General features: G+C 60.9%; 9 protein-coding genes. 7 read left to right on the plus strand and 2 right to left on the minus strand.

Going from position 1 to position 12,666, the window contains the following annotated elements; all coding sequences use genetic code 11:
* Both CHU93_RS01435 and CHU93_RS01440 read left to right on the plus strand, forming a co-directional pair.
* Positions 1-307, plus strand: a 307-nt coding sequence (locus CHU93_RS01435) for a hypothetical protein (RefSeq protein WP_207759180.1), incomplete at its 5' end; no start/stop codon positions are given.
* A 10-nt stretch (positions 308-317) separates the two neighbouring features.
* Positions 318-3,275: a site-specific integrase gene (locus CHU93_RS01440; protein ID WP_133064274.1), complete on the plus strand. Its 2,958-nt coding sequence runs from the start codon at positions 318-320 to the stop codon at positions 3,273-3,275.
* A 161-nt stretch (positions 3,276-3,436) separates the two neighbouring features.
* Here CHU93_RS01440 and CHU93_RS01445 read toward each other — a convergent pair whose 3' ends face one another.
* Both CHU93_RS01445 and CHU93_RS17450 read right to left on the minus strand, forming a co-directional pair.
* On the minus strand, positions 3,437-4,063 hold the full coding sequence (locus CHU93_RS01445; protein WP_165768551.1) for a MobA/MobL family protein: 627 nt from the start codon (positions 4,061-4,063) through the stop codon (positions 3,437-3,439).
* The gene (locus tag CHU93_RS17450; RefSeq protein WP_165768552.1) at positions 4,063-4,674 is read right to left on the minus strand and encodes a hypothetical protein; all 612 of its coding nucleotides are present in this window, start codon (positions 4,672-4,674) and stop codon (positions 4,063-4,065) included. The genes CHU93_RS01445 and CHU93_RS17450 overlap by 1 nt, the downstream gene beginning before the upstream one ends.
* Positions 4,675-4,983: 309 nt before the next feature.
* On the opposite strand from CHU93_RS17450, the gene CHU93_RS01450 reads away from it, so the two are divergent.
* From CHU93_RS01450 to CHU93_RS01470, 5 genes are all read left to right on the plus strand, one after another.
* The gene (locus tag CHU93_RS01450; RefSeq protein WP_207759181.1) at positions 4,984-5,355 is read left to right on the plus strand and encodes a helix-turn-helix domain-containing protein; all 372 of its coding nucleotides are present in this window, start codon (positions 4,984-4,986) and stop codon (positions 5,353-5,355) included.
* 116 nt (positions 5,356-5,471) lie between these two features.
* Positions 5,472-6,170 (plus strand): helix-turn-helix domain-containing protein, encoded by a 699-nt coding sequence (locus CHU93_RS01455; RefSeq protein ID WP_094472439.1) that lies wholly within the window; start codon positions 5,472-5,474, stop codon positions 6,168-6,170.
* Positions 6,167-7,489: a vWA domain-containing protein gene (locus CHU93_RS01460; protein ID WP_094472440.1), complete on the plus strand. Its 1,323-nt coding sequence runs from the start codon at positions 6,167-6,169 to the stop codon at positions 7,487-7,489. Before CHU93_RS01455 ends, CHU93_RS01460 begins: the two co-directional genes overlap by 4 nt.
* Positions 7,490-7,550: 61 nt before the next feature.
* Positions 7,551-8,576: a hypothetical protein gene (locus CHU93_RS01465; RefSeq protein WP_165768553.1), complete on the plus strand. Its 1,026-nt coding sequence runs from the start codon at positions 7,551-7,553 to the stop codon at positions 8,574-8,576.
* Between the two features lie 330 nt (positions 8,577-8,906).
* Positions 8,907-12,419, plus strand: coding sequence for a protein NO VEIN domain-containing protein (locus CHU93_RS01470; RefSeq protein WP_094472442.1), 3,513 nt, complete (start codon positions 8,907-8,909; stop codon positions 12,417-12,419).
* Positions 12,420-12,666 lie beyond the last annotated feature (247 nt).

Genomic DNA, 12,666 nt, shown 5'->3' on the forward strand with positions numbered 1-12,666 from the left:
GGGAGCTCCAATAAGCTACACCACGCCGTGGGACACGATCTACCTTCAAGGTTTGCCGCGATTGCACTGGCAACTGCCACCAAACTTCAATCGCCATTACCTTCGGTCCGCCCTCATCGGCCGGCTGAGCGCCGACGCAATCGACGCCTATCTCGGCCACTGGGAAACCGGCTCCGAACCCTGGTGGAACGGATCTTGCCTCGATCCATTGGCCTATAAAGCCCGCACACAGGACGCGATCGCCCATCTGTTCCCAGCGGCAGACTGGCCGGTCATCGAGGGTTTTCATGCAGCGCCCGACGCCTAACGCGAACGGCTTGGCCGATATCAAGCCGGCTGACCTGGCGCTCTTGGCCAAGGTTGAGCGCCGGTTCCTCGAAATCGGAACAACGGATGAACCGAACCTGGAACTGTTGGCCGGTCGGCTGCTTCTCTCCGCTGTTTTGTTCGGAGGTCTCCTCAATCCCAATGCCTGGCGGGGCTGGTTCAAACACCTTGTGAAGGTGCTCTGGATGCCCTCTCACCATGGTTTCTATTACAAGCTGCAGCCCAAGGTTTTCCGCGAGTGGTACCCAGACCCTGTGACAGGGTGCCTTCGTGCACTGTTCGATACGAAACTGAGACAAGCCGGGACGGTATCCAGGGAATGGCCGGACCCTGCCAAATTGCTGGAATGGGCGTTCGCGGATCTCGCTGAGTCGAAGCCGCGCATCCCGGGCTTGAAGAAGGCAGCTGCAGCTGGGCCAGATTGGCTTGTTCGTACTTGCTGTGCCCGCTTGCACATGCGGATCCCGGCACTGCTGGCCGATCACGCGGCTGGTCGAGTGCTGACTCACCGTAATACAACCCAACGGTCGAGATCGGTCGAAGAAGAATATCACTTTGCGGGTCCTGCCTATCGTGTCGAGAGAAAGGCTGAGCTTCAAGCGAAAAACGCCGAACGCCTGGCGGAGTTCGTCGTGTCGGCAACGCCAAAAACGGCCTGGCAGCCAGAGCCGTTGGACAAAGCCCTTTCCTACCTTTGGCCAGCCTTTTTTCCCAATCAGCCGCTGGCAGGAGCCAACTCCCGCGAGCGCGCGCAAACGATGCGCAACGCACTCGACGCGCAGATTGCCGGTTGGCAGCAGCCAGCTGATGGCAACAGTGTTCACCTGCACTTGCTGACATGGCTTCGCCAGCGCCTCGATACCGGCGCGTTGCAAGCATCACCGCAGCAGAAGCCTATTCGGCCATCTACCGCCCGCCAATACTTGGCCTACTTGGCTGGTTATGACTGGAGGCATATCCGCAAGACATCAATCCATTCGCACCTGGCGCCGGAGCGCCTGGGTCGCGCATTTCAAGACCTGTCCGATGTGTCCCTCGAGCTTCCGGCTCACTCAGCCAAATGGCTCCGTGCCGCCGTCGCATCATTCTCCGATTATCTCCACAGCTTGAACCCGAAAATCGCTGCCGTTCCGGCACCAAAGCAAACCGAAGAGGCCAGTCCACCGCGGACCATCGTTCTCGACACCCCGCTGTTTACCGAGCTCCTCGACCTGTTGCGCGCGTGGGGACGCACAGCGACGCAACCCGGCGAGCCAGACCGGGATGCCCGTGCCCGTGCGTGTGTCCTGGCGTCGATCCTGATGTATCGGACTGGATTGCGTGGCACAGAGGTTCTGAACCTTGCTCTGAACGACATCGACATTGGGTCCGACGTCGCGGAATTGACGGTCCGAGGCTCAGCTGAACGACCAAACAAGACCCCCTTCAGTCGCCGGACATTGCCATTGCATGTCCTCATGCAAAAGGACGAGTTGTCCGCTTTTCGCCAGTGGCATGCCCGGCGCTGCGATCAAGAGTATCATGCCTCACCGCGCGCCAAGGTCATACCCACCGTCACTACCGACGCCTTGTCGCCGGAACAGTATCTTCTTGAACCCATTGAAGCCGCGATACGGATCCTGGTGAACCTGCCGTTGCACGAGCTCACCACGCGCAAGGAGAAGGGCTATTGGCATGCCCTGGCGAGCCCGCTACGCCACAGTTTTGCGACCCATGTGATCACTTGCCTTGTCCTACCTGACGAGCCCATCCCCTTGCCGTTACCGCGCGCATGGACGGCAGATATCGTATCGGTCGAACGCAAGCGACGGCTTCATGCGGCCTTCCTGCCAGAGGGACATGTGGGGCTATCCGTCATGCAGGCCGTTCGATACCTGATGGGTCACGCATCCCACACGCAATCACTCGTCACCTATATGCATGAGTTGGACTGGCTCCTGGCCGCCCATTTGTGGAGGGAGGGTACCCAACCCAAGACCAGCCAGCAGCAACGGGACAAGCTTCTCGACTTGTTGCCCTCCAATGCCCGGGCGCAGAAGACCGCCTTTTCAGCCCGACACCATCGGCGCCTTCGCAACAGCCTGGCCCAGCAAGCTGGGCTTCCCAGCACCGCAATGCAATTCAAGAGGGGCCGCAAGGCCAAGTCGGCCGCGGTGCAGGCGGTGTCAGCAGCGGATGATGATAGTCTTGGCAAATATCTTCGACCGCTGGCTTTCACGAGGCCTAGGTGGAAGCCGCTGTTGTTCTCTCCGGCGCCCTCGGCCAGCCACCAGATCGAGACGCCGGATCGGGGCTGGCTTGCCTTGCGCAACCTCCTTGAATGGCATCGGCGCGGGATCGACGCCGAGCAGGCGGCAGAGCAGCTCGCCTTGCCATTGGCGGACTGCCTCAGGTGGATTGAACGGGGGCAGCGCCTATCGGAAGTTCGAGTGAGGCCGCGGCAATCGCCAAATACGCCTGCGCCTGGGCAGACATCGTCGCCGCCAAGCCGACGCTTCCCACAACTGAAGTCTGAGTCTCCAAGGTTCAGGGGGCGCGCGGCAGAAATTATCGAGCGCATCTGGTCACGATCCGAAACGCTGGTGCAGCCGCGCTATCGGAATTGGGTTATGGATGCCTTGAAGGGTTGGCAGCCCGATCCGGTGGTTTCGCGCTATCGCAGGCCGATTAATGATGCCGCATATTTTCTGACGCTGATCGGCATCCCGCGTGAGTGGTTGGTGGTTCGAATTGGTAATGCTGACTGGCAGCCCTACATGCCCGAAATGCTCAAGCTTCCCAGCGTGTCAAAAGATATGCAGGACAAGGGCATGCAACTAACCGTCGGCGATACCGATCTTGACGGTAAGGTCACAAAGACCCTCCGCTCAGCGGTTCTTCACGGGTTGCTGCTCTCTGTCATCGACTCCGAAGCGCACATTCTGGATCTCGAAGCGTCACAACCTTAGGCGGTGTTGGCAAAGGGCTGAGGTGGTCTCGGAAAACAGGACCATGCCCGGTAAGCTATTGCCGATCTGAAGGATGGCCGCGGTTATCGAGACTCGCAATTCGATGCCGGAGCTATCGCCAGCTGAAGCGAGCCATGAAACCCGGGTGCCGAATGCAACCTTCACGGCAGCGGGTTGGCGGCCCACCAATCATCCCATCGCCGCTTCGAACGGGTCTGGCAGCCATCATGTAGCAGGTCATGCACGAAACTGCCCAGTCCCGAGGCTTTCACTTGCCGGGCCGTGCACAGCAGGTGGATGTGGAAATCTGCCGAATGCGCGATTCTGGCCGGAGCGTGAGCGACGAGGTGAACAGCCACGCCGTACCGGTCGGCGAGTTCGACCTGGGCGAAAGCGCTCACCTGCCGCAGGGCCCATTGCTCGCTGCGTAGATGTGGAAACCAGATGGTCGACGCCGCCATCATGTGCGGTTCGCCTTCCCAATCGGTTTCGGCATCGACCGTGGCCCAGAGCAGATGTGGGTTCATGAACAGGTCGGGCGCCCCGGGAGGCAGGATCACCTGATGGGCAACAAGGTCGCGATTGGGCGGGGCCTGGTGCAACCGCCGGTCCCAGCAGCGAAGCTTCGCCCGGGCATAGTCGAGGCAGCTGTGTTCTCGCTCTCCCCGCCGGCGCATGAGGATGTCGTAGGAAAAATGCGGGGTCGAGCCGTCCGGGTTCTTGATCGTCCAATCGCGGACATTGGGAGAAGCCTCGGCCGCAGTCGTGATTTCGTGCGACGTGCCCATCACCAAGCGCTCCTGGCTGCGATCGCGACTGGTTCGAGATCTGCCCTGCCGTTGTCGTGGGATTGCGGGATGAGTGACTTCCACCACCTGACGAACATCATGAACGCCATTTGCATGCGTTCGGCCGGGCATTCGCCTGAACCGATCAGGAGCGTTCCATCCGGTTGCAGGATGGCGGTTCGCGACCCGGCCGTGGCGACGAGCTGAAGCCGACCAGTGATCGAGCACAAGGTTGGGATCCAGACATCCGACAATTGTGGCCGGCCAGGCACGAAGCTCCGCACGGTCACCCGCGGGCGGCGACCGAACAGCTCCTGGGCTTCGATCCACAGCGCTGAACAACTGCCGAAGCGGATCGAGAGATCAACAGCAGGCGTTTCCGTCGTACAAAACGGAGAGCAGTTGAGGCACCGCGAAATCGGGTTGCAGTTCGCGTAGCGGCCGAAATGCTGATCGGCCGGGCCGTCGAGGTTCAGGCCGATGGCCCAGTTGTCCAACCTGACGGCATTGCCGTTGGTGTTCGGCTTTGGCTGGTTAGCGGTGAAGGAAAAACACGATTGCTGCATCGCCAGGGCGAACCCGCCGATCACGCGGGCGTGCAGGTCCGGCATGCTGGCCGGCGTTGTTGTTGGTGGCACTGGTGACTTCCATTGCTCAGGATCACGGGTTCCTTGAGCCGGCGCCCCGCCGCACCGTCGCAGTGCCGAGAAAGTTTCATCTCTTCACTTGGCTCACTTCATCCCTTCCGCCTCATCCGACTTCTTCTCGGTCGTGCTGCCGGGCATTTGCCCGATCAGTTTCCTTACCGTGAGATCAATGCGCGCCAATGCTCCCGCCGAGGCTGGAGCTTGGCTGGCACCAGCCAGATGTAGAAGGGCGAGTCCATGTGCCGCGCTTGTGGCGGCTCAGGCGTGGAAGGCATGATGATGAAAGGTTCAAACAAGTCTGGCGCAATCGAACATCATCGGCGCAAGCGGCAGGTGTCTGAGCTCTGCCGGCACTTGCGAGCGGCCATCGATATCCTTGAGGAAATCGCGGCCGAACCGGACAAGCCGGTGGAGAGGGGTGCGCCGTCATCGCCGCCCCCGCGCGTGCCCCCGCTCGTCATTCCGCCATCGAAACTCGCCTACTCGGTCAAAGATGCCTGTGCGTTGATCGGGCTCAGCCGCAGCAAGATTTACGCTCTGATGGCCAGCGGCGAGTTGGGATCGATCAGGGTGGGTGGACGTCGCCTTATCCCTGCGGACGCCATTCGCCGTCTTTTCGAAGAGGTACCTCCCGGGGATGACTGATGCTCATCATCGCGCGCCGCGATTGATGGGTCGACACGTGCCTTTGCCTCACATTTGGGCTTCGCAGTATAATACGACATCTCGACATGTCGCATTATATTTGCTAAAGCGAGTCCATGGATGGCCAAGACCTCACCCTTGAAGAGCTAAGCGAGCGCACCGGCGTTGAGGCCCGGACCCTGCGCTCGTGGGTGAGCGAAGGCCTGCTGGCGCCGCCGTTCAAGCCTGGCCGTGGTGCAAGATACCCGGCCAGCAATGCCGACCGCGCGCTCGCCATCCGGTCGCTGAAAGACATGCACGGCCTGAGCCTTGCCGAAATTGGCCGTCGTTTCCTGATGGCCAGCGACGAGCAGATCCGGGAGTGGGCGGCTTCGACGGTCCAAACGTCGGCGCGTCCTGGATCGGCACGCGAATATTTGAACAAGCTGCGCGGCCGCGCGGCGGCGGCCGAAGCGGCACGCCCTGAGCCGACAAGGTTTGTCGCCAAGTCGATGGTGGCGCCTGCCGATGTGGACGCAGCGGCGGACCAGCTTGCACCGATCTACGAACGAAGGAGAGTCACTGCCGCACCCGCTGCATCAACCACCTCGAGTGCCACCGACCGCACTCGGATCGAACAGCTTATCCTCGCGCTCGAGGGGTTGCTGGCAACCCCCGCTCCCCGACGCGCGACAAGCACGACCTGGACGCGGATCAGTGTCACCGCCGACCTTGAACTGTCGGTCCGCGGTGATCTCGATCCCGCCCAACGCCTCCTCTTCGAGCAGCTGGCTGACCAGCTGCGCGCCCTTTTGACTGGAAGGACCGCCGCATGACCAGCACCACATTTTCCATCACCGCAGCTTTTGACCGCTCGCTGTTCTGGCAGCACGGCGGCTCGGTCCGCTACCTGGTTGTGCGTTTGAACGGGCAGCAGGAGGCCGTCCGGCAACGGACGGAACGGCCTGCCCTCAACATCGCGTTGGCGATCGATGCCAGCGGTTCGATGGCCGGTGAAAAGCTGCAGGCCGCAAAACGGGCGGCGCTTGGTCTCGTGGGCCGGCTGACCGAGCGTGACCGCTTGAGCGTCGTGTCCTTCGCCTCCGATGTCATCGTCCATCTCGATGGCATTGCCTGTGGTCCGGACAACCACGAGCGCATTGCCCGCGAGATCAACCGTCTCGAGACGCGCGGCATGACCAACCTGTCGGGCGGCTGGATGTCGGCAGTGGAATGCGCGGCCGTTATCGCGGAGGCCGACCCGAAGATGACCGCGCGCGTCATCATCCTCAGCGACGGCCAAGCCAACGAGGGCATTACCAATTCTGGCGAACTCGCCGAACACGCCGGTGAGCTGCGTACGCGTGGTGTGCTGACCTCGGCGCTGGGCATCGGGGACGACTATGACGAGATGCTGCTGCGCGGCATGGCCGAGGCTGGTGGTGGGCGTCTCCACGATGCCGAACTGGCGAGTGAGATCGAAACTGTTCTCCTGGGCGAGATCGAGGACATTTACGAGACGGCGGTCGAGCGGGTCGAGTTGGTTTTGACCGTCCCGCCCGGCGTCCAGTCCAATATGCTGGGCAAAGGCGAGGGTGAACTGCGCGATGGCAGGCTGCGGTTCCAACTGGGCGCTGTCCAGAACGGTGTCGAACGGGTGGCCGTGTTCCGGGTCACTTGCCCCAAAGCGCAGCCCGGCGAGGAATTGGCCTTTACCGTTTCGGCAAACGGGATGTCCGCGCAGGATGGTGCAGTTCTCAGCGCCGATACGCCCAAAGTTCTTCTTTGCGCAGCGGTTGGTGCGCTGAACAACGCCCAACCCCGGGACACTGCCCTGGTGCCGTTGGTGGCCCGTGCCTGGCTGGCCCATGTCGTTGCGAAGGCCGCGGCCATGAATCGCGTGCGCGCCTACCGCGAGGCTGGCCGCATGATCGCAGCCGAGTTGAAGCACTTTCGCCGCTACGTCGGTGACCTGCCCGAGGGCATCGCGATGGTCGAACAGTTGGAACTGCTGGCGCAGCGCGCCGATCGCGAACTGTCGCCGCGCCTCAGCAAGGAACTGATGCTGAATTCGTCGCTGCTAATGGAAAGCCGTATGGATCGGCGTGGTAGCGGGAAGGAAAGTTGGTCGGAACGCATTCGTCGGGGAGAGTGAGGCAATAGGCAACAGCAGTAGACGAAGGCATATGGCGCAGGTCGTTTCCAAGGGTGGGACCATGGATACATCGCAAACGGGACCTGGCAGTGCGCGCGGCCGCCGCGGCGGTCAGCCGCTGCAGTCGAAACGACGCAAGAGCCAGCCACGGCAAGGAAAAAAGAGCAGCGCCATGTCGGCAACGTCCGTACGCGTTCGTGTCACTGCAAAGGATGTTCTTGCCGCCGCCGACAATGAGCATCGGAGCTCGTTGTTGCGTGAGCTGAAGCGTGGGGCCCTCCAGAGCCTAATTGCATCGGCCAAGTACAACATCGGGGTGCTGAAAGCTGTCTACGACGAACTCCAGCGGCGTATGGGGATTGCCCGGGCTCTGCCACCGCTCCAGCAGCGCCATGCAGAGCAAGGTGTCCAATCGTTGCTGGATCAGGTGTGTCGTTCAATCGAGGAGCACCGCGCACGGGAACGGAAGAAGGAAAGGAAGGGCGTTGCTTCGCCCTTGCCGGGCCCCTCTGGTCGACCGGAGTACCGGCGTGAGTATGATGATTTGGTCGCGAAATTTTCGAATCTTCTCAAGCTGGTCATGATGCCGGCCAATACGCCGGAGGCCGAAGAAAGCCGGCGCCGCTCCGAAGCAGAACTGAACCGCATGGGAGCAGAATTTGCGGCCTGGGCGACGAGATATCCGCACAAGCAGTTCCCTTGGCCCAGCACGTTCTCGTCAGGTGAGGGTGGGGCCGCTGTTATCGATCGTGCCGATGTCAGCCCGCTGACTGCGCTGGGCTACCGGGTGGGCAAGACCGCTGGGTTACGAGATGCGGAGCGGCGCCGGTTGCTGACCTGGGCGTTTCGGAATGCTCTGCCGCCCGTCATCTCCCACGGGTATATGGCCAGCTGGGGGCCACCCAGCACCGTGAAACGCCTTCAGAAGATGGCCAACCACATCGCTCATGTGGGTAAGCACCGACGAAAGTTTTCTGGTGATCAAGATACGGCTGTACGGCAGTGGCAGGCTGACCTCGATTACCTTGAACGCCAGTTCTACAAAGGCGTCTTTGGGTTCGAGTGGCCCAGCACCCGTGGGCAGTAGGCGTGGCTATTGAAACGGGGAATTTTGGTGCAGCTTGAGGGTATTGCATGCCGCGAACTGTGCGCTACTCTTCCGCATCCTGAGGTTGCTTTGACCGATACGGCCCAAGCTGCCAGCCAAACCCAAGACCATGAAGTTGGTCTCACCAATCGGGATGAAATCATTGCCAGGACACGTTAGAGCCGAGCCAAAGGCAATGCGGTTTGACGGTCTCACCTGCGGGTGCGACGTACGAGAGCTCGGGCCAATGATGCCCGCTCGGCCTGTCCGGCTGATCAATGACACTTGGATTTTGGGCGCTGTCATCAGAAGGCGCCTTGGAGTGACGGTGTGACAAAGCTGGAAGATATTAGGAACGGGGCCTTCGTCGCCGGTGTGTTGCCCAGCCAGACCGTCGAGGTCGTGTCGGTCGAATGGATTGGCGACCAAGCCATCAACCTTGTCTACCGCGTGCCCGGTGGAAGCGTGGCTGAGACGACGCTCTACCGGGATGATGAGCATCGCTTGGATGTTGAACAGCGCGGACTGGCATGGTCTTTTGATGCCGATGGCGGCCTGTTGAGGTTGGTGACTGAAGCGAACCGGATCAAGCTGGCGCACTATTTTGACCCCTATCTGGCTATCCATACCAGTCTGGTTGACCCGCTTCCGCACCAGATCACGGCTGTGTATGGCGAGATGCTGCCGCGCCAGCCATTGCGCTTCCTGCTTGCCGACGACCCCGGTGCCGGCAAGACAATCATGGCCGGCCTCCTTATCAAGGAGTTGATTGCGCGCAGCGATCTTGAACGCTGCCTTGTGGTCGCGCCCGGCAGTCTCGTCGAGCAATGGCAAGATGAACTCGGGGAGAAGTTTTCCCTCGAGTTCGATATCCTGTCACGCGATATGATCGAGACCTCCCGGTCCGGAAACGTGTTCAATGATCGCAACCGGCTTATCGCTCGCCTCGACGTTCTCGCGCGTAATGAAGATCTTCAACAGAAGCTGGCGTCTTCGACTGAATGGGATCTGATCATCTGCGACGAAGCGCATCGCATGTCAGCCAGCTATTTTGGGGGCGATGTCAAATACACCAGGCGTTACCAGCTCGGCCAACAACTCGGGCAAGTTTGCCGCCATCTCTTGCTGATGTCCGCTACCCCGCACAACGGGAAGGAGGAAGATTTCCAGCTCTTCATGGCGCTGCTCGACGGAGATCGTTTCGAGGGCAGGTTCCGTGACGGCGTTCACTATGCCGACAGCGCTGACATGATGCGCCGTTTGACCAAGGAAGAGCTCCTGAAGTTCGATGGGCGACCGTTGTTCCCCGAGCGGCGGGCCTACACGGTCAAGTATGAGTTGTCGCCGGAGGAAGCGGGTCTCTACAGCGCCGTTACCGAGTATGTCCGGACGGAGATGAACCGTGTGCAGCGGTTCGCTGAGCAGGACGGCAAGAAGCGAAACAACATAGGTTTCGCTCTCCAGATACTGCAGCGCCGATTGGCCTCGTCGCCCGCAGCCATCTACCAATCGTTGAAGCGGCGCCGTGAGCGGTTGGAAACAGAGTTGGCCGAGGTCAAGCTGGCTCGCAACGGCGATAGGACGGCGCGTGGTACGGCTAGCATTTCCGATGAGGTGTTGAGAAACATTGACGAGTACGGCCAAGACGAGATCGACGAACTGGAGGAGCTGATCTCGACGGGGGCGACCACGGCCGAGACCGTTGAACAGCTCGAGATCGAGGTGCAAACGCTCAAGGGCCTTGAGATCATGGCGCTCGACGTGTTGCGCTCGGGTAAGGACACCAAGTGGACCCAGCTCAATCGCATCCTCGACGACGAACTCATGATCGATGGCGATGGCAACCGCCGCAAGCTGATCATCTTCACTGAGCCCAAGGACACGCTCCACTACCTCCTCGAAAAGGTCCGTGCGCGCATCGGGCGGCCCGATGCCGTTGAAGTCATCCACGGCGGCGTCACGCGCGAAGAACGGCGCAAGGTCGTAGAACGGTTCATGCAGGACCGGGACATGCTGGTGCTGATTGCAAACGATGCCGCCGGGGAAGGTGTGAACCTTCAGCGTGGTCACTTGATGGTCAACTATGACCTGCCCTGGAACCCCAACAAGATCGAACAGCGCTTTGGCCGCATTCATCGCATTGGCCAGGCCGAGGTGTGCCACCTGTGGAACCTCGTCGCCGCCGACACGCGTGAGGGCGAAGTGTATGCTCGCCTGCTGGAAAAGCTCGAGGCTGCACGCGATGCGCTCGGCGGTCGCGTGTATGACGTGTTGGGCGAATTGTTTGAAGGCACGGCCCTGCGCGACCTGTTGGTAGAAGCCATCCAGTATGGCGAGCAGGAAGAGGTGAAGGCACGCTTGTTCAAGGCCGTGGATGGCGCGGTGGATCAGGAGCACCTCCTGGAGCTGCTGAAGCGGCGGCAGCTGACCAACGACACCATGCCGGCCGCGCGGGTGCATGAACTGCGCATCGAAATGGAGCGCGCTGAGGCCCAGCGACTCCAGCCCCATCACATCCAGAGTTTCTTTGTAGAAGCCTTTCGGCATCTGGGCGGCCAGATCAAGCGCCGCGAAGAGGGGCGCTGGGAGATAACGCACGTCCCGGTGAGCATGCGCGAGCGGGATCGACAGATCGGCAGTGGTGCGCCGATCCAGAAGAAGTACGAGCGCATCTGCTTTGAGAAGGGCAAGATCAACCAGCAGCCAGTGGCGGCCTTCGTGTGCCCTGGCCACCCGCTGCTGGAAGCCGTTATCAGCTTGATCCGCGAGCAATATGATCACCTGATGAAGCGCGGGGCCATCATGGTCGATGACACTGACCTGAGTGACGAAATCTCCGCGCTGTTCCTGCTAGAGCATAGCGTTCAGGACGCCCGGCCAACGGCGACTGGCAAGCCCCATATCGTCTCCGAACGCTTGCAGTTTGCCGCCATTGACCCCCATGGGAGTTCAACCAATGCGGGGATCGCGCCCCACCTTAATCTTCGGCCCGCGACATCCGAAGAAATCGCCTTGGTCGGCGACCGTTTGCATGCGGATTGGCTGCGCACAGACTTGGAAAAGGCGGCCACCCGTTTTGCAACGGTTGAGCTTGCCCAGAGCCATGTTGCGGAGGTGAAGACGCGGCGCTTGCCCGAGATCGACAAGGTCGAACAGGAGGTGAAGGCCCGGCTGAAAAAGGAAATCAACTACTGGGACGCACGCGCCTTCGAGCTCAAGGAAGAGGAGCGTGCTGGCAAGAAAACCCGTTTGAATTGGCAGAATGCCCAGCGTCGCGCCGAGGACCTGGCCGAACGGCTCAAGCGCAGATTGGAAGCGTTGAGCCAAGAGCGGTTCATTTCGGCCCAACCGCCGCGCGTGCGTGGTGGTATGGTTGTCATTCCTGCGGGCCTTCTGCAGGCGCTTTCGCCCGCGAATGGCAGCACGGCTTCTGCGAACATCTTCTCTGAAGACCCTATTGCACGACGGGAGATCGAGCAGGCAGCCATGGACGCTGTCATGGCCGCAGAGCGCAGCCTGGGCAACACGCCCACCGATGTGTCGGCCCAGAAGATCGGCTATGATATTGCGTCCTACGATCCGAAGGCGGAGCGTCTGCGCTTCATCGAGGTCAAAGGCCGGATCGATGGCGCTGACACGGTGATGATCACTCGACAGGAAGTGATCACCTCGCTTCACGAGCCGGACAAGTTCATTCTGGCAATTGTCCAGATCGAAAGCGGTTTCGCTCGAGAACCTCGTTACGTCCGCGGTGCGCTCGACACACGTGAGCCGCCATTTGATCACAACGCCATCCAGTTCAACATCAAGCGCCTGCTCGAGCGGGCCGAGGCACCAGCTTGAGCTTGGCGTTCTCCCGATTTGCATCACGAAAGGACAGGAATTTCACCGCATGGCGCGCGTGACCAAGCAGAATTCTCAAGCATCGCCTAAACGCAAAGCGCCGCGGCGGCCTGAGCGGAACGTTGGGCTCAGGCTGATCCCCCACAGCGTTAGGGAGGCAGATGTAACGCGGATGAGCATTGACCAGCTTGACCACGCTCTGAGTGCTGGCCTGCTGCCGGTTTGGTGGACACCGAGATAGGATGTT

The sequence above is a fragment of the Sandarakinorhabdus cyanobacteriorum genome (assembly GCF_002251755.1).
GTDB lineage: Bacteria > Pseudomonadota > Alphaproteobacteria > Sphingomonadales > Sphingomonadaceae > Sandarakinorhabdus > Sandarakinorhabdus cyanobacteriorum.